The organism is Psychrobium sp. 1_MG-2023, assembly GCF_030689115.1.
Classification (GTDB): domain Bacteria; phylum Pseudomonadota; class Gammaproteobacteria; order Enterobacterales; family Psychrobiaceae; genus Psychrobium.
Genome location: NZ_JAUYVJ010000015.1, coordinates 66,382 through 89,984 on the forward strand (window position 1 = coordinate 66,382; position 23,603 = coordinate 89,984).

19 protein-coding genes are annotated in these 23,603 nt (G+C 35.1%); 4 read left to right on the forward strand and 15 right to left on the reverse strand.

Annotation, left to right across the window (positions count from 1 at the left end; translation table 11 throughout):
- Positions 1-159 precede the first annotated feature (159 nt).
- Genes Q8W26_RS09650 through Q8W26_RS09660 form a run of 3 tightly spaced genes read left to right on the forward strand, consistent with a single transcriptional unit; the run spans position 160 to position 2,362 of the window.
- Complete coding sequence (locus tag Q8W26_RS09650; RefSeq protein WP_101215501.1) at positions 160-1,314, forward strand: hypothetical protein; 1,155 nt, start codon at positions 160-162, stop codon at positions 1,312-1,314.
- The gene (locus Q8W26_RS09655; RefSeq protein WP_101215502.1) at positions 1,289-1,696 is read left to right on the forward strand and encodes a hypothetical protein; all 408 of its coding nucleotides are present in this window, start codon (positions 1,289-1,291) and stop codon (positions 1,694-1,696) included. The genes Q8W26_RS09650 and Q8W26_RS09655 overlap by 26 nt, the downstream gene beginning before the upstream one ends.
- A complete protein-coding gene (locus Q8W26_RS09660) occupies positions 1,697-2,362 on the forward strand; it encodes a hypothetical protein (protein WP_101215503.1) in 666 nt (221 codons plus the stop codon). It abuts the gene before it with no gap.
- A gap of 396 nt (positions 2,363-2,758) precedes the next feature.
- Here the strand turns inward: Q8W26_RS09660 and Q8W26_RS09665 are convergent, their stop codons facing one another.
- The 7 genes from Q8W26_RS09665 to Q8W26_RS09695 form a co-directional block, all read right to left on the reverse strand.
- Entirely contained in the window at positions 2,759-5,023 is a 2,265-nt protein-coding gene (locus tag Q8W26_RS09665) for an ankyrin repeat domain-containing protein (protein ID WP_101215504.1), read from the reverse strand.
- 256 nt (positions 5,024-5,279) lie between these two features.
- Positions 5,280-5,435 (reverse strand): hypothetical protein, encoded by a 156-nt coding sequence (locus Q8W26_RS09670; protein WP_101215505.1) that lies wholly within the window; start codon positions 5,433-5,435, stop codon positions 5,280-5,282.
- Between the two features lie 611 nt (positions 5,436-6,046).
- On the reverse strand, positions 6,047-6,781 hold the full coding sequence (locus Q8W26_RS09675; protein ID WP_101215506.1) for a DUF2971 domain-containing protein: 735 nt from the start codon (positions 6,779-6,781) through the stop codon (positions 6,047-6,049).
- 356 nt (positions 6,782-7,137) lie between these two features.
- Complete coding sequence (locus Q8W26_RS09680) at positions 7,138-7,857, reverse strand: hypothetical protein (RefSeq protein WP_101215507.1); 720 nt, start codon at positions 7,855-7,857, stop codon at positions 7,138-7,140.
- A 66-nt stretch (positions 7,858-7,923) separates the two neighbouring features.
- Positions 7,924-9,960, reverse strand: a complete 2,037-nt coding sequence (locus Q8W26_RS09685; protein ID WP_101215508.1) for a hypothetical protein — start codon at positions 9,958-9,960, stop codon at positions 7,924-7,926.
- Positions 9,960-14,450, reverse strand: a complete 4,491-nt coding sequence (locus tag Q8W26_RS09690) for a hypothetical protein (RefSeq protein ID WP_101215509.1) — start codon at positions 14,448-14,450, stop codon at positions 9,960-9,962. Before Q8W26_RS09690 ends, Q8W26_RS09685 begins: the two co-directional genes overlap by 1 nt.
- Before the next feature lie 101 nt (positions 14,451-14,551).
- Positions 14,552-14,776: a DUF2188 domain-containing protein gene (locus Q8W26_RS09695; protein ID WP_101215510.1), complete on the reverse strand. Its 225-nt coding sequence runs from the start codon at positions 14,774-14,776 to the stop codon at positions 14,552-14,554.
- A 229-nt stretch (positions 14,777-15,005) separates the two neighbouring features.
- On the opposite strand from Q8W26_RS09695, the gene Q8W26_RS09700 reads away from it, so the two are divergent.
- Positions 15,006-15,878 (forward strand): WYL domain-containing protein, encoded by an 873-nt coding sequence (locus Q8W26_RS09700; RefSeq protein ID WP_101215511.1) that lies wholly within the window; start codon positions 15,006-15,008, stop codon positions 15,876-15,878.
- A gap of 58 nt (positions 15,879-15,936) precedes the next feature.
- Here Q8W26_RS09700 and Q8W26_RS09705 read toward each other — a convergent pair whose 3' ends face one another.
- From Q8W26_RS09705 to Q8W26_RS09740, 8 genes are all read right to left on the reverse strand, one after another.
- Positions 15,937-16,332 (reverse strand): hypothetical protein, encoded by a 396-nt coding sequence (locus Q8W26_RS09705; protein WP_101215512.1) that lies wholly within the window; start codon positions 16,330-16,332, stop codon positions 15,937-15,939.
- Between the two features lie 453 nt (positions 16,333-16,785).
- Positions 16,786-18,249, reverse strand: coding sequence for a retron St85 family RNA-directed DNA polymerase (locus tag Q8W26_RS09710; RefSeq protein WP_305473219.1), 1,464 nt, complete (start codon positions 18,247-18,249; stop codon positions 16,786-16,788).
- The gene (locus tag Q8W26_RS09715; RefSeq protein WP_101215514.1) at positions 18,246-19,493 is read right to left on the reverse strand and encodes a hypothetical protein; all 1,248 of its coding nucleotides are present in this window, start codon (positions 19,491-19,493) and stop codon (positions 18,246-18,248) included. Before Q8W26_RS09715 ends, Q8W26_RS09710 begins: the two co-directional genes overlap by 4 nt.
- Positions 19,493-20,389, reverse strand: a complete 897-nt coding sequence (locus Q8W26_RS09720; RefSeq protein ID WP_305473225.1) for a ComEC/Rec2 family competence protein — start codon at positions 20,387-20,389, stop codon at positions 19,493-19,495. Before Q8W26_RS09720 ends, Q8W26_RS09715 begins: the two co-directional genes overlap by 1 nt.
- A gap of 562 nt (positions 20,390-20,951) precedes the next feature.
- On the reverse strand, positions 20,952-21,299 hold the full coding sequence (locus Q8W26_RS09725; protein WP_101215516.1) for a phosphotyrosine protein phosphatase: 348 nt from the start codon (positions 21,297-21,299) through the stop codon (positions 20,952-20,954).
- A complete protein-coding gene (locus Q8W26_RS09730; protein ID WP_101215517.1) occupies positions 21,300-21,515 on the reverse strand; it encodes an antitoxin Xre/MbcA/ParS toxin-binding domain-containing protein in 216 nt (71 codons plus the stop codon).
- On the reverse strand, positions 21,512-22,954 hold the full coding sequence (locus tag Q8W26_RS09735) for a TnsD family Tn7-like transposition protein (RefSeq protein ID WP_305473221.1): 1,443 nt from the start codon (positions 22,952-22,954) through the stop codon (positions 21,512-21,514). Before Q8W26_RS09735 ends, Q8W26_RS09730 begins: the two co-directional genes overlap by 4 nt.
- Positions 22,947-23,231, reverse strand: coding sequence for a hypothetical protein (locus tag Q8W26_RS09740; protein WP_153071529.1), 285 nt, complete (start codon positions 23,229-23,231; stop codon positions 22,947-22,949). The genes Q8W26_RS09735 and Q8W26_RS09740 overlap by 8 nt, the downstream gene beginning before the upstream one ends.
- Positions 23,232-23,603: the final 372 nt, after the last annotated feature.

Here is a 23,603-nt window from a genome sequence, read left to right on the forward strand (position 1 = left end):
ATACTAAGCTAGATGAAAAAAATCACATGCCTTATCCTGAAAACATGGAGGATACATTTTCAAAAAAACGCCTTAGTTAATGCCTTAGTTCAATTTACAACTGATTGTAAATTATGTATTTTAATGGGATAAACTGACATATAAAGGAATAGCACCAATATGGAACATAGTAAGGTTTCTGAAAAGTCCAAACTTTTAGCAAGCTCATTTATTGAACGAATGGCCTGGGAGCAATGTCAGAAAATATTAAAAACGTTCAAGTTTTCAACAGGGCTTGGTGCACAAAAAACACTGGTAAAGCTAGAGAATGATTTTGACCATAGCGAAGTTATCGCTCAAAAATTCCTATCAGTAATTGAACCATTGCACCGAGACATGCTGCGTTCGGGTGACAAAACCATCATGGTTTTTAATGTTGGTGCTGAAACCCTATCAAAAGTCAAAGAACGAATTAGTAAAGTCAGCGTAAAAGTATCCCCTGAAAGTGAAGCATTTCCTTGCAGCTTACACCAAAACTCATTAACAGACGTTACAACAGATATAAAATTAGTATCACAAGAAAAAATTGACGATAAGTCAATTTATTACTTTTCAACAAAACGCTCTATCACTGTAAAAAAAGAACTAACGCCGTCAATGTTCGATTTTGATGATAGCGTTGCAACCGCGTTAAGCAAGTACAGCAAAATAACTGCCATTTCAGAACAACCTCGCCAATATTTCGATGTCGTTGTACTTGATGAAAAGTTGAAAACAGTTGAGCTAAGGCTTGATATTGCCCATGCAGTTTCTGCTAAGGATATTTCGAAGCTTTTCATGGAGCTTAAGGGGGCGTTTCTAGACCTAATAGGAAACCCTAAATCTTTGGGATTATTCTCTGACCCTATCAACTTCTTCCCAATGATAAATAAGACTTATGAAAATAAAGCTATTCGAATTTGTGAAATAAGTTTTACAACTGAAGATGGCTACGTACATCATGAAAGAGACAGAAATACGATGTCTGATGATGGAACAATTAAAGGAGATGTTCGATTAGGGAAGTTCCACATCGGTGGGATTGAGAAGTGTAGCGATATTAACCTATACAGAATATCTTCAAGGTGGCCTAAAGCTTTTGAACAAGTTGATGTTAAATTTGACGTAGAAGTTAGCCTTAATTCTACTTTTAGAGAGTTAAGCAAATTAAGAGTTAGTGATAGAAACCTTGAGTATATCGAGTTCTCTAATTGCCCCTCATTGAAGGCTATGGATGCGATTATTTGTAAATTAATTCAAAGTGAAAAAAATGACCTGCCAAATACTGCTTCGTAATGTTGAGGAGGACTTAAAAGATTCTCCTATAGTCCAACAAGCGTGTGCGGATATTATAGACGTTGTTTGCTCCACAAAAGATAAGCATTCATTTCGCCATCTGACATATTCATCTTTAATTAACATGGCAAATTGTCAGCTGCAAGATGAAGAAGTTGCTAACGTTGTTCGTTATTTATGTGGAGACCGTATTCAGCTTCTAAAACTTAGACTGGAATATATTGCCCCTGAGCTTGAGCTAAGTTTTATATTGGATGATGAGAATAGTCGCTCATTTTCTCAAGAGGGTGCAATAGCACACCCCAAAACAGGACAAGTTATTGAAGATGTTGAAAATAACATTTTCGTGTTTTTTACACTAAATGAGAGCGTGTGCCAATAGATGCAAGATATAGATCAAATTAGCATCGGTCAGCTAAAAATGCTTAACCCTCATTTTGCTAGAGTCTGTTTAAGAGAGATCCCTCCTGCCACTTATGATGAGTGGATAGAAAGGCTTTATGAAGATATCGATGACATCATAAAAGAACATGTCACACCAAACTCTAGCTATCGTATGGATGATCCAGAAGATAGATTTAATGTAGACATGGTCGGCTGGCTAAAAGAACGGGGATATGAAGCTAGACATGACGAGTGGACTAATGGCCATAGTGATATTTGTGTAACATGCCCCAAATGGAATACTTCATACAGGTGGATTGGCGAATCGAAAATTCATAAGGATTACGATCACTTACTTGAGGGCTTTAAACAACTTACATCCAGATATTCATCAGGGTTGACAGGGGAAAGTCAAGGGGGCGTTATTATAATCAATCGCAATAAAGATCTAGGTAATGTAATGACTACCTGGAAAAAGCGATTAGAAGGGCAACCTGACGATATTTTTACAAACTTGAAGATATCTAACTGTGCTCAAAATCCATTTTCTTTTTATTCGACTCATAACCACTCTCGAACATCCATTGAGTATAAAGTAAGGCATATTCCTGCCAGTGTTTATTTTAAACCTATCGACAAAAGTGCAGTTAATAAAAAATCATGAGTGAGATTGCCATAATTAAAATCTAAATTATGGCAGTCAAATTCGCTAAAAATAATTAACATCTAATATATATTAATGTACTAGGGTAATCCCCCTTTTTTGCCTACTACAAAAAAGCGAGCACCACTTTCGCAGTACTCGCTTTCTAAAATTGACCTGACAAATCAGCTATTCGGTTTCCAACTTCAATTGCAGTTTCCAACTACATTGTCGCGGTTTCCAACTTGATCTGTCGTGATCATGGTTAGCGGTAATAAAGATTGTGACTAGAGCGGCTAAATTTTAAAGCTAATTTTTACACTTACCTTTAATAAAGTCTGTGACTAAACTTATTCACTTAAAATAAATTCGCTCTTTTATTTAATAAAGTTTGTGACCAATAAATCGATATTACGTTTATGCCCTTTCTTGTTGGGAAGCTAAGTACCTTAATACTTTATTTGATTGATGAGCAAAAGCAACGTATTTACTATCAATTGGGTTTCCTGTTTCAGGATGCTCAGCAGTTATTAGTGGGTCTCCGTTTTTCTGAACCATAGCTTCAAACAGTTCAACTTCATCTAGCTCAGCCGCAAGCATCAAAGGTGTAAAGCCATTAATCCTAGTTTTATGACCGGCATTAGCGTCAGAACCTGCATTAATAAGTAGTTTAGCAATTTCTCTCATGTTACCTAATGTCATGAACTCTTTTATCCTGTCTACTATCAAGTTATGCCCTGAATCTGTAATGTTTTTAAACATTGGATCTTGTAAATACTTCTCGTAATTTCTTTTAACTTCATCCAATGTAGCGCCCATTAAGCCGTTAGAGTGCCTCCTTATTGTATCTAATAATTCATTATTCAGAGGATGGTTTTTTATTAGCGCCTTACTAACATCAGGCCTTTTAATCATTCCAATCCTAGATAATGCTGAGAAGAGCGCAGATGTTTTATCAGTATTCCCTCTAAAGTTAACGTTTGCTCCCATCTCTATGATCTTTGCTACGACTGCTGGCCTGCCTGTATCAACAGCACATACCAGAGGTAATAGTTCTTTTTTGGATGTTTTAGTATTAACAACATCTTCACGATGTCTAATAGAGCTTATAAGCTTAAATAAGGTATCATCCATGCTTGAACCATGATCTAGCACATCCATTTGCAAGATAGAAAAAAGTAATGCTGATTCATTGGAATCAGAAAGTGCATTTACATTTACCCCTTTATTAATCAACTGAGCAACTGCTTCCACCTGATTCATCCATGAAAAGTAGACTATTTGAGGCATATGCTTACCCCAAGTATCTCCAACAACTATTTTTTTATTTGGGCTTCGGAAATTAGGCTTAATGCTTTGTTCAAAAGCACCTAATAATGGTCCTATCCTTTGTGATGCATTTGAAGAGGTTACATTAAACTGTAAAGCTGGTGGAAAATGCTTATGAAATGTTGCTTCATATAGTTTTAATTCCCAATCCTCTACAACACTATCAAAACGATTTACTTCTAATTGGCTTTTATCTTCTTTATGTAAAGGTATATCAATACCAAATAGGATTGCAGAGTTTTTCAACCTCTTAATGAAAGCTTTATCTGGTGTAGGTTTAAGGCTAGAAGCAATACTAAGGGCTTCTTTTATAATTTCAGGCATCGATGGCCCAGCAAAAAATAAAGCTTTTTCAAACGTTACTTTAAAATGGCTGTTTGCTTCTTTAAGCTCACCATTCAGAGCATGCCATCGAGCACGATACCAGTTCAGCCAATATCCCATATTAAATTTGGAATGCTTAAAAGTTGAGACTTCAAGCTCGTCAATCAACGTTTTTGAGCACTGTTTTCGACCTGCATCAGAAAGTTCTTTATTTTCACCCTTTTTATAAAAAATGTAATCTATCTCTAGCCCTTGCTCCCCTAGCGGTTTGAGCCAATCTTGATTTTTACTCTTTAAATGCCATATATATTGTTCAACTTGACTTAAGCTCAGTACAGCAACATTGACTAATTTTTCTGGGTAAATATTGGCATAATTTCGCTGTAAATTATCGATAAAACGGGCTGCTAAAATAACAACTTTAATCTTCTCCCATTCATGCCCTTCAACTTCAGAATTAGGAAGATAATCTGGAATATTTGTTATATTAGATAGCTTTGGCAATTCATCATTACTTTTCCAAAGCTTGAAGCGATGACGTTTTTCTTTTGGAATAAATTTAAGAAAGCTATCCCACCACTCAACATTTGAAGATAACCAATCAAACCCCTGGGTTATCCCATTAGGATGAAGGTTATTTCTCATTAAATAATTTGGCCCCTCAATTACTTTTCCCATAAAAAGATTGAATTCAACAGCAATTGTATCGAGGATCCACCGGGTAAGAATTGCTTCAGTCTCGACTCTGGTAATACCATCCATAGGAGTTGAGTTTACCAATTCAATATACTCTCGCATCATTGATTCAAATTTAGCTTCTAGTTTTTTAGAAAAGTCTTTATTGATGAACTTAGAAAGAGGAACTGAAATAGATTCTTTGAATAAACTTGAAGCTAAGGTATAGGGCTGGTCATATTTGAAAGCAAAAGTGTCTAGCTGTTTATTCGATGCTTTAATTCCTATTGCACTCGCGATAATGCGTACTATTTCAACAGGTGTCATAAATGGTTGGCGCTTTTCTTTAAGCATAATCAACTTCCATTGTCATAATTCTTTTAAGGTTTCGTTTAAAGTTAAGATGTGATCGTCTATCACTCGGCGTACAAGGAACTGCAATGCGACCACCTTTAGGCGCATATATTAAGCCGTGCTTCTTTCCTTGTTTGAACACCCAACCAGATTTAATTAAGTGTTTTACCAGCTTACTAATTTCTTTATCTTTACTGTATGCGGACATAATCAAAATAAAGGACTAGGAAGTCAACAACTTCCTAGTCCTGACTCCTTAACCGTTTTTGTTATTATTAGCGGCAGCACGAGCTGCTCTTGCAGCAAAGCCTTTTGAAGACACTTGACCGCCACTTGTTTTTGCTTCGCTACTTTGAATACGAGCAGCAGCTTTTGTGGTCATAGGTGTTTGATTTGATTTTGACTTAGACATAATTTTCTCCGAGATTTAATTAACCCAACATTGGGTGATGTGTAATCTATAAAGAAAATTAATAACCGTCAGTTATGTGACTGGCTGAGAAATTTTTATTTTTGTAAAAACCTATTTATTGATGTTTTTACTTAAGTTATGACCTTGCAAATAGGTAAAAACAAAGCTGGATATTTTCGACGCGAAGCGTCGGTATACCTCATTTCTTTGAAATGAGAAGACATCCACAAGTTTAACTTCTATAACCTAGAAGAATAAATCTCGGTAATTTTTAGTTTTATTGTCCTCAATTATATAAAGAGCACCTGTTTTCTAATTTTTACAGTAAAAAATTAGATTCATGGCTTTTCAAACAAAAAAACTATATTTCTTAAAATTGCAGAATTATGTGCTAGGTCTTAACTACTCATATACTCGCAAAGTTATTCTTGACGACCACTTGACGGGCATCTAATTTTGCTAGGTAAGTTTAGGCTTATAGAATCGTTTTTTAGGTATTCTATGTATCCTTTTCTTCGATATTAGATGTCTAGAATATTTAGCTTGGGAATTTCAAGCGACAAAGTGGCAAGCAAGAAAATGCTTAATTTATAAATTGACAGTTTAAAAATCTATACTGCATTGAAATTTATGCCAAATGTACTTTTATTTAAATCAGCTTTGTAATATTTTACGTTGCTGTTATTAATAACTTTTTGGACTAGATTGATGTCTTGCATTTCAACTTTACAACCAAAATAGACAGCTTTGAGTGGTGCAGGCCAAGGGTATAACTGATCTCCAACTTCAAGAATATGCCGCCATTCCTCTTCATATCCCCAATGCTTGGATTTAGCATAAAGGATTCGCCTTTTACTAGACATTTTTTTATCGAAATCTAGAAGCGCTTTAGGAGTTAAGGTTGGGTGATTATCAGTGTAATGAATAGGTCGAGTTTCCATATCATCCGCTAATTTACTACCTGCTTTACGAACAAACTCCATACACATTCCGTAATGCTCATCGGCATAATGCGACCACATCAATAAATTTTTATTACTTGTCGCTAACGATAAAACCCCAAGCTCTTCAATCTCTTTTTTGAATAGCTCCAACTTACTTTTTAAAGATACTTTTTTAGTCACTATCGCATCAGACATATCACTGCCAAATACTTCCGTTAATTTATTAGTATCAAGCTCATTTTCATATGTATAAACCCTACCATCCACGTAAAAACGAGTATCAAAGGGGTCATTAAAACGGACAGGTTTTGAATACCAAAGCTTACCCTGAGCAAGAGCATTCAGCTGATTTTTACCTATTGGATAGTATTTGAATAACGATTTTATCTCGGGGTGTTTCAAGCTTAAATCCCTTTACAAACTTAAAATATTTTTTGATATCTTAGAAGTGAAGCATACACAGGAAAAAGTGGCGCGGGCTCAGGGAGTAACCCCGTGGCGTCTACATCCCGAGCTATCGTTACTATTTCAGAACCAGTACTAGACTTGAAGCCTTTGCCCGCGCAAACACCACCCCGCACCAAAATACTGTCTCCATATTAATATCCTTAAAGAGCTTATCAATTACTAAAGAACCAAAACAAACTAAAGTTGCGAGATCCGCCATCAATGGCAAGTAACTTAGCCCTGAAATAAATAACAATACCAATTGGAATTCAGGTAATCATCTGTAAAATATCAGCTTTTAAAAGTAATTACTACCGCGCATTGGATAGGCTTTTCATGTTTCTTTCCAAGAACCCTTTTGTTGTGATCATATAGTCAAACGCTTTTAACAAAGCTATGAAGCCAACAATAAATGTAGAAAAGATTAGTGAGCCGTTAAATATTTGGCTAAATAAATCACTTTTTGTAGATAGTGTCGAGAAAAAGCCACCGAGAACAGATAAGCTGAAAAACAATAAGCTTATAAAGCATAAGTATAATCCATGAACAAATGGGTGTCGTTTAATATTAATAGTTACAACTTCATTTTTCTTAGAGTAGCCAATACATGGGTGATATTTTGAATACAGCTTAATCGCAAATGAAGGATCATCTACTTTTTGCAATGCCTTGATTATATCGAACTTTATATGGCAATTATGCAAGGAAGCATACGCTTCTGTGATTAGGTGACGGTATTCATAGAAATCTTGAACTTTTCCTTTATCTTCTCCAATATCATTTTTTTCTTCTTCTGGATGGGCAGTTTTAGCGATAAATGGAGTGTCATCTGCTGATGTTTTATAAGAAGAGCTAAGATTTGCAATCAATTCTATATTTTCAAACTTAGAAGAAGTAGATTCATTTCGACCTCTAATTATTTTATTAAGTGAGGCAACCAAAAAGGAGCCTACTACTACAATAATTGCTGCTACAACCTTATCTGACGTAATAGCCCACTCCAAAAAACTTACAAATGTTGCTTCTTCCATTTTCACCTCTTCATAGTTAAAATTTAATTGATTGATTATATGAATGATTTTTTAATATCGATTGTTCTAATTTTCTAAATATAACTTGGCTATTTTCTCCAATAGCGAGCTCTTGCTTACTTCATTTATTTTTAAAATGTCTTCGGTAAACGAATTAAAAAACAAGTGTGTTATTGGTTGTTCCAAAACATTCAACAAGTCACCATTACTATTGAAGGTAAGTAAGTTATAGATACGATTTTGCTTTGCTATATCTTGATTAGGTCTTTGCTTTTGGGCTACAAAGTAGAATAGGTCAGCACCAGATTCTTGCAGATAAACGTGATGGTACTGCTTACGTTCTTTCGGCAATAAATAGTAAGGCAATACAGAACTTTCAATACTGCTTTGTCGATTAACGGTTCGTTCATCACTTTCAGCAACTGAAATAGAATCAACTAGTGTGTTACCTATAATTTGAGGTACACGTATTGTGCTATATGTCGTAAGCAAAACATCATTTTCTTCATCGTATAAATAGAAACTACCGTTGTGAAAGTTTCGTTCACCAAAAAAAGAACACTCTAATTTCAATCTAGCTTCGGATTTAATCACCTGGTTATTTGTTATTTTTAATACATTGTCTTTAATCGTCACATCAACAACTGATGCAAAAAAGTTATTTTTTCTTCTTGCCGTTTTTCTTACATAAACAAGCTTTAAGCTTGCACTAGGCAAGTTAATGTCTGTAAATTGCTGATTAATGAAGACACTCTGTTTTAACCACAGTTCCGATTTAATTCTTTCTAACTTATAGGGGGATATCGCATAGCGTTCTTCATCACCTTTTACTATCGATTCTTTATCCGATTCAGAAAAGTTTAGCCCCTGTATAACAACCTGTGTTTGTGATTCAAATTTATCAATTTTTAATCGTGTATAGTAATCAAGGTTCTTCTTTTGCGAAAAATTTGTATTGCAATAAACATCCCAAAAACCGGTAAACCCCCTATCTGGATCACACGATAAAGTGATACTAGAGTTTCCATCCCCTTCATTTAATACGATATAACTTACATCCGGTGACATATCTTCAATTGCTAATGAAGGCTTAACAATTGACAGACCAGTTTTCTCGAACTCTGAATGAAGCTGAGATAACGCTTTATCTTTTTTCACCGGGTCAAAATCACGCCCTAAATTATCTATTAGAACAATGTTTGAGGGATGCTCTTTTTCAGACTCTAAAAATTGATCAGTTACATGCGTTGCATTAAAGATGCGTGGTTCAAATGCTATATCTAGTCTATTTAATATGCCTTGTAATATGTCAGAGATAAGGTTTTGTGCATAATTAACTGAAGCGGGATACTTATCACCAAAAGACATAAACTTGCGTTTGGAGAATTTCGTGGCGCTAATATCTCTACTTGCCTGATAGGAAAACTCTTTGTTTTTAAATAACGCTTTAGTCTCATCTAGATCTGCTGTTACAGCTTCCAACTTTTGAGTTTTAAAAACCTTCTTCTTCAACTCAAAACACAACTCTTGAGTGGGCGAAAAATAAATTTCAGGTTTAAGCACTTCAAAATATGCCGTTCCATTCTTTTTTTCTCGACCAGACCTTTGCACGCTCAAGTAAAGCTCTGCGTTATAAAAGCTTGGAGAAAACTCATATTTATCCTTGGTTTGCTCCATAAACTCTGTCTTAAGCTGCAAGCTAATTAGTCCAGATATCAAACGCTCCTTTTGTGACTTACTTAGTTGAGATAATTCCTCAACCAATTCAGCGTAGTTAGGTAAAGTATGGGTTAAATAGAAAAAATATACTTCATACGAGCCATTGTTATATAGCTTTACCATCTCATATTGAACATTTTTATCCTTAGATAATTCTAATTCTCTGCGAATTGATATTTTTATTTCTCGATGAATTCTTTGCTCAAATTCAGCTTGGCTCTTTTCTTCCTTAACGAAAGACTTAGACTTACAGCCTATGTATAAATCACTATTAAGTGATTGAAATAATGATGCTATAAGTTCATTGAGCTCACCGTGAACATCAATAATATTAGTGGATGCTGCTGGCATATTATTGGCAAGAATAGTACTTTGATAAGTCATTACACATTTCCTTGAAGTAAAGTTGATACCACACGATTAAGTGCAATTCTTTGTTTAAGCTGACTACCGTCAAAATATTGTGTGGTTTCACCATCTGCATTTCTTTTGTGTTTTGGTCTATAGCTAGATTCTTCTTTAAAAAGGTTCAAATAATAGAGTTTCCCGCTGTTATCAATTTCTTGCTCATGGTTCAATGAATTGTTCTCTAAGCGCCCATTTACATACATGTAATGAACTTCATCATAAGTACAACTAACGTATTCTGAGATAGTATTAATCTTTGATAGTGCTTTTTTATGAGTACTTTTAGAAAGCACGGCTTTATCTAAACTAGATGACCAATTCTTAACGTCAATGCATAACAACATTCCCTCGAATTCTACATAAAAGTCAAAAAGCTCATACGCTCTTTTTCCAACCCTTTTAATAACTTCCTGAGTAGATAGCGGAGTAACGTTAAGTTTATCTAGGAGCAGAGAAAACAAGTGTTCTCCTACATTACCTTTAATCAATTTGATAAGTTTTGGGTGAGGTACATACTTTTGGAAAGCACCTAAGGATATTGATGCACTTTCACGAACGAGCGTTGTGACAAGGTTATCCTGAGTGAATTCCATTTTACTGGTGTAGTCTAAAGATATCATTTGTTCTGGGCGATATAGGCGATCTCCATTGACTATATCAGTCAATATTTCTGGAGATTTATCGCTGTAACAGAGCTTTAAACTCTGCTTATTTCCGTCTAACCGTATGTACATTTTATCAATTGCTGCGGCGACCAATTTATCACTTTTTGCTATTTGAGATGCTTGTAATTGTTGAATGTACTTTTCTGGGTTACTGACAGACGTTATCTTTCTTAATAATTCATTAAACTCCATAGAATCATCATCACCTCTTCGGGCGTCTTCAATAATCTCGGGGACTGTTACTTCAAAAAATTCATTCAAAAGCTCTCCTGATGATTTGACCTCTAATTCAAACGCCTCTCTCTCAGACTCTGTTTTGAATCCGACCTCAAGGCTTCTTTCGTGACATTCAGTTTTAAAGCGATGATTTAGTAACGACATACTTTCGAAAAAAATGTCATTTTTAGGGTCTTTAGATAACCTCGAAAACTGAACAGCCGCTATATCAGCAATATCAGATGCCATATATATTTCACTAAGCATATTCGCATCTTTTCTTTCAATGCGACCAATGGCTTGCATAATAGCTTTCAGTAATTCAAGTTCATGCTCATAATTCAAGAATCGGTAATCTTTACCATGAACGAGATTTACCTCAAACTCGCTAAGTGCTTTGTCTTCAGAAGTATCTGAAATGCGCTTCATTATTGATAGACAATTAGCTAACGAATAAAGCGTTTTTTCGCCGGTTGCACTATCTTTTATAACTTGGCTCCAGAAAGGAGAATTAACTAACACCAGTCGCTCAAAATCAACCTCGAATCTACTCCCCGGTTCATTGAGGTATTCAACAAAATAGTTTAACCCTGTGCCGGCACCTTTGTAGGTAGACATAAACGCCAACTTCAAATTGTTTGAATCAACTTGAACAAACTTTCTAACATCAACCTCTTTATTAAGCTCAGCATTAAAAAGCACAGTTTGAATTACAGGTTTACCTTGGAAAGGAGTAAACTGAAATATTCTTCCCTTTTTATCTAACTCTCTAAATCCTTTAGGTTTAGCGGCTCTTCCTGCCCTTATTGCCATTACATATTTTTTTAAGGCTCCTAAAAAGTTACCAGATAACGCTAAAGATAGTGTATGTTTTCCATCATATGCACAAAGTAACCAGGCTGATAATTGCCTTTTAAATTCAATCGTTTTGTATTTATCTTGCTTATAACTATAATCTTTTAATCTGCTATACCAGAGCTCAAAAATAGCCTTAAAATCATCTGTTAGTACACGTTCATCTATGACTTCACGCTTTTCATCAAACACGTGAAACTGAACTTTCCTCAATTCAGCTCTTGTTTCTCTTAAATTAACTAGTGTATCTTTTGAATTTGAATCTCTAACAACAATTTCTACGCCTAGGTTATTAGTACCTTCACAACAGTATTTTCTCAAAAACGGTTGATTATATTGACCAACAATATTTTTATTTATACCACTTGTAGCACTTAGCGCTATTACTGAATTTTGCGTATTGTGCAGCATCCGTAGAATTGAAACTTCGGGTTGCTCTTTAATTAAACTCAAAGAAAAATTTACATAAGTGAGCTTTTCTAATGACGGCTCTCTAAATTCAAGTAACTTTTGTGGGATTAAAGAAAACACCGTTTTTGGATGAAAGTATGTATAAAAATGATCAATCTGAATTTCCTCACTCTCATCTGGGCGATCAAACATGCTTTCGACTTCAGATGCTACCGTTCTCGCTTTCTTCATGAATTTGTATAGCGGGTAATTTTGACTACTATCTCCGCCCTGTTTTAGTGACTTAACAAATTCAGATGATGATTTGAACTCTTTAGCTGCTGCTGCCAAAACAGCCATAGTTACTTGATAAACATCATGCAGCGATAAAGTGTTATCAGATTCATCGGTAGTATAGTAAAGCTGGCATGTACCCGTACCATGAGCTAATCGAACTTTAATTCTTTTTAGGCCATCTTCATTAAAGTAACGCTTAGGGGTAAAACAAAAAGCATTCCTTGTTAGGTTAATTATTTGCTCTGCATCACCATGCCTTATCTGAACAAAATCAATATTTCCTGCAAATGTAGTTAAGACTGATTTCAAATTTAGACCCGCTGATAGTTCACAATATTTAGAAAGGTTATCTTTAATCTTTTCTATAAAAGCTAACTTATCAGCGTAAAATGGCGTGTATTCAATATCACTTTCAACGGTTTCCGTTGCTTGCATATATATTCGATAAACACCGGCAAATACATGAGCTAGCTGAATGTCTGGGGTAATTAAAGTAGTCGTTGCAGAATCAGAGAAAAGCTTATGTGCATCATGTAATTCATCGATGACAACTGTAAAGCCTATTCCTTTATCGCGGAAGTAATTAGAATCATCAGCCTCGAAAAAGTCCTCTTTTAAAAACTCGACTCTTTTCTCATGTTTATCGGATAGGTGAATACCGGTTCTAATATTAGAATCCGTCAGATGCTTTTTTCCACCAACAATGCAATCAAATGGCATTGATTTAAAAGAAAACAGTCCTTGAGGGTTTTTTTGAGGCAACCGAATATTAAGATCAAACTTATTAGTTGTAGCAAGCATGATACAAGGTTTAACCATTGCTACAGAAAACGGAATACAGTGTTTAATAATTGCAGTTCGAAGCATGTCTAATTCAGTATTAGACTCAAACAAAGCCTCTAAATCCACAGGTTCAGAATTATAATTTAAGCAGGCCAAAGATAAATCAAACAACGTTTTTTCCATATTTCTGCGCTGTTCTTCAAGTTGCTTCTTCAAGTCACTTATAAGCTCTGCATTATCTGCTTCATAGGTTTTTACTTCAGTGTTAATACGGTTTTGAAGTGACTCAACTGTTCTTACCGACTGTGCAAGCCTAGTTAACCCTTTTTCTAACGATTTATACTTGGTTTTCTTCTTAATCCACGTTGTGTAAAGAACACTATTTTTTATTTTTTCACCATTCGGTGAGCTAACCCAGCTCTCAAACTCAAGATCTGTCAGATCTAACATAGAAAGAAACGCGACAAACTCAATACCGGCGTTGTGTGCTTTACTAACTAAGCCTGAATCAAAATCAAATTGTGATTTTTGTGGGCTAACAAAAACAAGATTAGTAAATTGGCCGTAAAAATTTGGCTTAGTGGAATAATCTATGTACTCAGAAATAACACCATAGGATTTGCCAAAACCAGTTCCATCATTTGATTGAATCAAACAAGGCCTATTGTGGTTAGTTACATTATACAATTGGGATGCATGAGCCCTATATTTATTAACTGCATCTTTCAGTTTATTTTCGGGTTGTAACTTACCAACGGAAACAGCTATAGGTTCGTCTTCTTGAAGGTATGTTCTGTCTGAAAATTGATACCCTTTAGCACCGTCATGAACTAGAAGACCTGCCCTAACTAATTCATACTTTACATTCAGTTCACTTATCTCAAATTGCTTACTTAATAGAGATAGACAATCTTGCAGTGGACTACTAATTTTGATCAATTCGGTTAGTGCCAACTCAAGTTGAGTTGCTCTTTCTGTAGATAACTTTTCAAATTGTGGATGAATACTAAACTGCTCAATAGAAACGTTAGCATCTCTTTTATAAAAAACACCATCTCTATAACTAGTACGGTTATTAGCCTTAAAAAATCCCATTTTAGCTAACATAAATAAAACAGCACGAGGTTCTTCATCAACTTGTTCAGCAATACAATGTATTACCTCACTTGACTCATTTACTTCCTTCAAAGCTACTAACTTTTTATCATGCACCTTAGCAATAACAAATAGCTGCTCTTTTTTTCCATTAGTCCATTTCATGAATAACCTCTAATACTATTAACCTTCAAATTACATTACATAATAAGAAATACCGTAGTTTTGCCTACCAGCAGTAATTACATTTAAAACCACTAAACCACTTAGCCTTTCGGTGGATATGGATCATTACCGTAACTATTTTTCTCTCTGATTTGACCGTTCTTACCATGTATTAGCATTTCTGAACCTTGATTCTGTGCGATAGAGCGAGCCTGTGCTGCCGCTTCAGCCTGCGTGCTGTGAACTGATGTAGCTTTAGAGTTACCAGCGCCTTTAACAGCCCAACCAGAGTCATGTGGTACTACATGTTGATTTTTTCCTGACATTTTTTTACTCCTTATTAAATAATTTAATAAACCTATATAGCGAACATATCTAGGTGCTTACAAAGCCACCTACACAGTTCAATTAACAGCCTACCGTATACTAATGATACAATCAAGATCTAATTTAAATCTAGAGATAAAACCACAAAGATTTACACAGGAGATTGTATTTGTACTATAATGAAATCTATGCTATACAAGCCTTATTACAAATAAACGATGATTAAAGATGATTGATCTCAAACATTTACCTTCACAACAAGTAAGCAGATTAAGGTACATAGAGTTTTGCCTTAGGTTTCTAGGTAGCTTTACCAGAGCTGACCTTATTAAAAAGTTTGGGATAGGAACTGCGGCGGCAAGTAGAGATATTGCTGAATATAAAAATTTGATGCCAAACAACATCTCTGATTCATCAAATTCAAAAAACTATTTCTTAAGTGAGGATTGGAAAGAGTTATTCAAATTCAAATCTTCAGAGGTTTTAGCTCAACTCACAGGAAATGAAATCCAAGCTAATACAAAGTCTTATATATCGAGTGAAGTGATCGATATTATTGATGAACCTAATATTGAGGTTGTTACAGCTACAACTAAAGGAATTCTTCAACGAGCTCCTATTAAATGTGAGTATTTCTCCAACTCTAGTGGTGCAAGTGAAAAAATACTAATTCCACACTCTTACATGTTTAATGGTTCAAGGTGGCACTTAAGGGCTTATGATAGAACAAAAGGTAGATTTGCTGATTTTGTAATTTCTAGATTTAGAAGCGCTCATACTATTGAAGAACCAGTCTTACCTAAAGAATTTCAAAACGAAGATGTTCAATGGAATCGTCAAGTCGATTTAGAAATTATTCCTCACCCTAGCTTAAAAGATCCAAGCGGCGTTTTAAATGAGTTCAACATGACAGACGGCATACTTCGCAAACGAGTACGAGCATCATCAGTTGGTTACTTACTTCAAAAGTTATACGTTGATTGCTCAAAAGACCCTATTGTAGAAGAACATTACTTTAGATTAAAACTTAAGAATCGCTTGGCATTATACGGAGTAGAAGGTCTCCATCTAACTCCTAATTTTGATGGATTTAATGATTAACTTTTTAGTTAGTTGTATTAGCTAACTGTTGATACAACTAACTATTCATTTATCAACATCATATCAATTTAAACGCTTTAGTGAAGTTTTTAGGGTGTTGATGAAACCTAACGTGGCCTTTGGCATTCAATCGTTTTCGTATTTGTCTGAAAGGTGGCGTGATATAACCCCAGTTACCAACTCTTGAAAAATAAATGACGTAATCAATTTTTGCGTCACCCCATTTATTTTCTACTAGAATTTCTTCATCATTGGTTTCAATTGATTTAACTTGGATGCGATAAAAATCATCGCCATCAGAGATAACAAAATCGGTTTTTAAACCATGATCTATCATGGGAAGAAAAACATCCCAACCATCATTGAGCAGCCAGCTTGCTGCTAGAGTTTCATATGAAAGACTTTTGTAATGTTTTAAAGATTGGTTTGCTGGAGTTGAGTTTTTTACAGGCATAGTTATATCCGATATAAATTAATGCCGCAGGCCAGTAGGGACCTCTATATGCTGCGAACCCGGTATCGTACTTGATTACCGCCAATTTAATATCACCATACAACCTAAAGGGTTTGTATCTAATAGAAAGGCTGCCAGCCTTGCAATTTCCCGTCACGGGTATCATGCATAAATACTATTATCAGACGTAACCGCCTGTGATAAAGCTTGAATATAAATTAGCAAAAGATGAGATTATCTTCAACCCTTACACTTAAAGTAAGTACAATCCGCACTAATTTACTTGTCTCTTGCCGTTCACCGTGAAGAACAAATAAAAGATAAGGATGATTCAAAATTTGTTATGCCAATGACCTTGCCAATATGGGAAAGATATTGACTGTTCTCGAAATCAAATTTTTTAAGTAATCGAGATCTACTTTCTTTAATGGTAATTTTGTTCAAATAACAAAATTAAGTTTCTGAGCCAAAACCTTCAATATTTCTTAATAGCTTTAATCTATCAATAATGGATTGATACTTTTGTATATTCTTTGGGCTATCACCGTTTCTAAAGCTTTTGAGATAGTTCAAGTGACCGTAAAGCTTTGGTAAAAGTTCAACGCTCCTTTCGATCTCAGCCCTATGAAAAAGCGCTCGCACCTCTTTTCTATGTTTTCTTGTTGGCCTTAATTCACCATTATTTATTGCAACACCAGTAACAATTTGGCAACTATTAAAACTAATAATTCGGGTTTTACCCTTATTTATTATTAACCCAAATGAACCTAACTCTTCCGTTATTAATTTCTCCATCTTTTTAAGTGCATCATAATCGTCAGAACCTATAGTTAAATCATCTGCATACCTGCTATAACTAAGGCTATTTTCAGCACAATATTTAGAAATGTAATCATCAAATTCATACAAATGAGAGTTTGAAATAATTGGGCTAGTAGGTGCGCCTTGAGGTAACGAACCATTTAACGTTACAAGTTTTGCAAATAAAATTGCAAGGTGAGGAGAAATTGAGTTTTCTGTGAAACATTGCACTACTTGTTTTATAGAAATATTATCGAAAAATGACTCAATATCCATACACAAAATAAATTTTTTATTGATATGCGCATTCGCATTATCTTTGATCGATTTGTTTTTGCGATATGAATAACAACTTTCATGTTGCTTAAGTCGTAAGAGGAAGTAGTCTAAGATCCAATACTGAACTGTTTTCAAGAATGCTCTTGGCGCACATATAACTCTCACGCCTTTCCCTGATTTTTTAGGTATTTCAAAATATCGATAATACTTTTGTGTATTACTACAAAAATCTTTTAACAAGTAAGAGCTAACACCAATTAATTCAGAGGTTGTAAGAATGGCATGGTCAAGATTGTCAAACTTACTAGGTATGCTATTCGCACTGTAGAAATTTAGATTTATTGAGTTTAAGGGTGCTTCTGGTTTTGAACCAATATTTAATTGCAAATATACCCTAGGCCATAAATTTCTCTGGATTTGGGGTTGGGGCCCCGGGGACAGAGAAATTTCTGGCCTAGGGGATACTTTTGTGCTTGAGCTTGCTTGTTTAAGTGGTGATGCACCACCCGAATTTCTTTCAGAAGCACCCTTACCACTAAAATTAACATCCCTTGTTGATTTCAGCAAGTAAAGTCGCTCCTTATCTTTTAGCGCTCTAAGTTTGTTACCTAGAAACTCATCACCTTCATGAGTGATACTGTATAGCTTGTTTTTTTTCGATACACATCTTATATAGTCTTCATCTAAAAGCTTTTGGGCTGTTATCTGCATATCAAACTCTTTATTTGATTGCTTCAAAAGCACCTGAAGAATAAAGTTCTGGACCTCTTCTGGGGTTGCTGGTTGGATCACTCCAAGACCCCAAATGAAAGCTTTAAGGTTTAATTCACTACTCATGCTATTCTCCCCAAGCATGTGTGAAGACTGGAAATTCCAGATATAACTTCTTTAATCATCGAATCATTAAAATTACTAAATTCGTAAACACGGGCTTTGATCTTATCTTCCGCGAATTTAAAAGGGCCTTCCTTAATAAAGTTTTGAGTAGTTATAACGCTATCTTCATAGAAGATATAAACTTCCTTATTTTTTCTACTATTAAAAATGGAGCTAGAGAGTAAAGATAACTGAGAAAAAGTTGAGTGATCATCTGCGATAATAACTAGGGAGCTGCACTCTTCGGACTCTATAAAATCTTGTTCTTCAAGATGAGGATATGTGCCAGTTGGTACTAAACGCCCCTTGCCACCACCAACTGAATATCTAATTTTTTCTTGTGTAAACTCTTGTATTAATTGAGAGTATATAGTTTTAGCTGTATCACTTGAGCTAATATCACTAGGTGCGCAAACCAATACTTTATATCTTTTATCAGATACTTGATTTAACAGCTCTTTTGCAAGCTCAATTCGTGCAGCTTCTGAATTTAAGGGTGAATTATGATGCAAATTACGATGAAATTTCTTAACACTGCTATTTATGGCAGCATCTTCCCAAATAGTCCCAATCGCTCTAACACTAACAAGGTCGATCTCAGAATTCACACTAATGTTAGGTATTTCCTTAACAATACCCTGTAAAAATAGTTCTCCGTTATACTCGTAGAACAAACCAGAGCCTGATACTCCTTTATATTGGCTAGCACCTGCTGCACCTAGATTTATATTATGAAATTTACTTTTATTCACCTCAACACTATATTGGAAGTCAGTTTCATTTCCTGCAAACTTTATATCACCTATTGCTTGTGCTCGATCATCAAGTTCGGGGTAAACACAAACCTTTGAATTGGCTAAATAATTATTATCTTTTACTTCCAATAGACTTAGTTCAAAAAATGAAAGGTTAGTTTCATCATCAACTTTTCTAATTTGTACAATTGATAAGTCTGTATCTTTTGCGTTTTCTACAGTACCAAGGATATTAACTAACTTATAAATATGAGAATTAACTTCCACTTTTAATTCTATTAGTTCATGTCGAAGTCCACTCCAATCATCGTTATAAAGAACATGACCACATGTAATGATATAAAGATCATTTCCTTTTTTACATGGAACACAACTTCCTAATATAGACTTAGTATCAACCGTCTTGATATGCCCGACTAAAGCTTTTTTGTATTCTTCTAATATTGACACTACAGTTCTACATCCTGTTGAAATATAAAAGTTAAGCTATCTAGCTCAGCATTATATTTTTGCATGTAACGTTGCCTAATAATACCTTCAATTGGATAGTTAAGATAAATATTAAATTCACAGCCCTTTTCCCTTGCCCGGTTGGAAAGTAATTTTATAGTTTCAGGATCTGGATGTTCGTACTTATTACTATTTGTTGAAATGATATAATCATTACAATCAATAAGTTCTAATAAACCTGCATTAGTATTATGTTTGCTGCCATGGTGGGAAAGTTTAACTAAATCAAACTTATACTCTTCAAACTCTTTTAAGGACTCTTTTACATCATCAGCATGTGAATCCCCTAACATGAGTACCTTTTTTTGAGCATATTCAATTATTAAACATACGGAAGCTTTGTTTATGATATCCCCGTTGTTTTTCTGAGATTTTAGATAATCATAATCACCCTTTACTTCATCCCAAGTCCTGCTTAAGTCCCAATTATCGCACAGTTTTTGGCAAAGACTTTGGGTTGGGAGTATTGGAGTGATTTTCAAACCTTCAATTTCAATCGGAACGCTATCTTTTGTTACAGGAAGAAAGTCGGTACCTCTTTGCTGTAGCATTTTTTGAAGCGTATCACCATGCTCATACCTTACTTCACTGCCATTGTAGTTACTTGCTAAGTCAGGGTTATTCATAAAAAAGGTACAGTTTGAAATATCAATTTCTGGTTGTTTGATTAAATTAATGACTCCGCCAATATGATCATAATCTACATGAGTTACAAATACCGCTCTTAAATTATTTCCTTGTACCTTTCTTTGTATCTCACCATATGTATTAGGCATTCCGCCATCAATCAGTAGATTGTTTTCTTTCCACTTGATAACAAAAGAGTCACCTGTCATTGCTTTCAAAGACGATACGATCATAAAAAAATTGAGGTTAAGTGATATATGAATTAATAATCTCACAGATTTAAGATATTGTTAATCCATTAAAAGTTATTAATTTTTTATACAGGCCATTCCTAGAGAGGCGTGTTTTCATTTCGTTAATTGATCATATCGCCATTCTTGTATAGGGAATTAAAACTGCCAAATATAATAGCTGTTTTAAAAAGTAATAAACGATCAAAATGAACTAGGTAGTTACTTTAAAGTTTTTAGATTAAACCACCTAGCTTGAAGCTCATCAGCTATAGCTGCTATGGATGTTTTCGACGCGGTGCGTCGGTACCTCACTTCAAAGAAATGAGAAAAAGGCCATAAACTTACACTTCTAGTTCAGAAAAATAATTATCGGTAATATTTAATTTTTATTGTTCTCAATTATATAAGGAGCCCCGATTTTAAAAAATTTACAGTTGAAGAAGTAAAAAGATTTAACTTCAAAGCAAAATACCAAATTTAAATTTGTTACAGAGTTTTGTGCTAGATTTTCAAGGCTTAACAGAACGTTGCAATTAGCTTAAAAACTCTCATTATTCCCCTCATTTATGATTAAATGACTAAGCCTATTGATAAGCTCTGGCTGCATATACCGATAAATATCATCAATATTGAGGACTTCAACTTTTTGAAGGTAATGTTTTCCTGCATACTTTGAAATCCTGTCAGCATGCATAGGTTCCATTACAAAAATTTTATCTGCCCAATTTAATAAATCGACTGTACAAAGCGTACTGCCATATTGTTTGCAATATTTCTCACTCAAGCCAGCCGACTTGAATTCAAAATCAGGGTGCTGTTTTTTGAAATAATCTTCAGCAGTCCGAGAACGGTGCATGTTCGCTGTACACAAGAAAAGAATATTCATCTACGAAAAATCTCCTGTTTTCATACGAATCAACATTCCCAACACCTCATTAACCCCCTCATCTGAACCTAATAATGATAAAGGCGAAACACCACCTAGCGGCACTTTTGGCCTAACTAACCAATCCTCAACCATACCTTCATTACCTTTAAATAAATTCATCAGTTCATCAATTACCTGTTGTGGTATTTCGACACCTTGAATTGTTTTCTTCATGATTTATTCCTTTTATGCCATGGTTGCTTCGGTGGTAAATGACGGTATAGCCACTTTTTGTCGTACCTAAATAGCCAGTTGTAATGTACAGACGCAGCCTTTTGGATTGCATGCCTTGTATTAAGTGATTCATTTCTCATTGCAATGAGTAGCTTAGCTCTGCGGATATAACGCTTCATCCAATATCGGCGCTTAAAACGAGCTTCTACAACATCAGGGTTTTGGGAGAGAATTTGCTCTACAGCCCCTACTGAGAAACCCATATCTATCGATATAGACTTAGTTTTTTCATAGCGCTTTAACTTTTCAAGAATCAGTATTCTTTCGCCCTCAAAAATACACTGCTCTCGCCTATCGATTTTAATATTATTTACAACCGCAATTTGCTTTACTTTCCCAACACTAAGGCTACTGCTTCTACTTGCTTCGCGTAAACTATGTCCTTTTCTCAAAGCATTAAGCGCTTCATTTTCATTATCATCAAATTCGTGCTCTGTAACTGTTTTTGGCTTAGTTCTATAATCAAAAACACTTTGTTCAAACATCAAAAGTTCTTCCATACTTTCAAATAGCATGGCAATAATCAAAATGTGCTTTATTGGGTGGTGCTGTGATTCAGAATGATAGAATATACTTGCAGGAAATGTACTTGATTTTCCTAGTTCAAATATATGTTCAATGGCTTCATCATCCATCACTGGAGCCCAGAAGCCTTCAAGTAAAGTTCTAAGCCCAGTTTGATTAACAGAAAGAGATTCAGAAGCTAAACCAATATTTAAAAGCTTGTAACGATAAATATCGGCAAGCCTTTCCCCATCTAATTGATGAAAACTATTAGCCAACAAATATTCAGTCACTTTAGCCAACTTTAAGGACTCAGGGCTTGCAATAGTCAATACAGAACTATTTGGGTCTTGAGGAGGTAATTGAAGGGTTCTACGTTGCTTTACGTAAGGTATTAATTTTAGCCCATGCTTAACGCATGCAGATACTCCAGGTAACTGATGCGTAACATGCCAATATGCAACACCTTTATTTTCAATGTCACACTTTGTACATTTAGGGCAATAAAGTAATTCACTTGTATCATTAACTCTATTGGCTGTAATAGACAGGTACTTATGAATACGTTTAGTATCACCGGAGTAAATTAAGGATAAGACTTTTTGATAATTACTCTCACAGACGAAGCTTCGAAAAAACGGAATTATAGTATGTTCATTTAATAGCTTATGAGCATTGATGCCCGATAGTTCCTCAAGTTCAGGGATAAAACTTGGGAATGTAGAGTCAACCTGCTTACCTCTACTCCCCAAAAATTCAGTTAGAATTCGCCCTAGGTAGGGTTTTGGTGTATCAATAACCCAACGAGAAACCCAGCTATATAAAGTCTCACCTTCAAATAATGCCGGGCAATATTGAGCTAAGTCCTTATTCATCGGGCTCATCTCCCATAACCAATTTCAAAAACTCATGCTCTAAGCCAAGAGACTTGAGCATTAATAACAAACTAATAGGTGGAACCTTGTTACCTCGATAAACCGTAGTGACAATATTTAATAACTTTTGATTTGGTTTTAATATCGATAACTTATCACGATTAAAATATGCCTCTATTACGCCATCATTAAGCCATTGGTTGAAGTCCAGCTGCATATTAGTAACATCTTTGCGTAACGATAAAGGAAGGTTTCTAGGTAAAGAATTAAAACCCAATTGACACCTCATCAGGCCAATAAGTGACTCAATGGGAACAGCGGAGGTACTTTGTTGAAGATATAAACTTATAGATTCAATCCAATTAATCAATACTGAAGTGGGTAACTCTTTTGCTACCCACACACTATTACATGCAGGACACAACCCGTCATGAGGCGGTAACCAGAACCTTTGAAATGTTTGAAAATTAAAGCCACAGTCAGCGCAAGTCGTTTGTAGAGTGCAACCGTGCTTATAACATTTAAGTAGCGTTGGAACTTGGTGGTTGGTATGCCAAAAGGTCGTGCCATATTCGTAAACGCGCAACTAACCCGTTGTGCCTAGCCTGACGTGTAATCGAGCTGCACATTCCACGGCATGAGTGCCGTT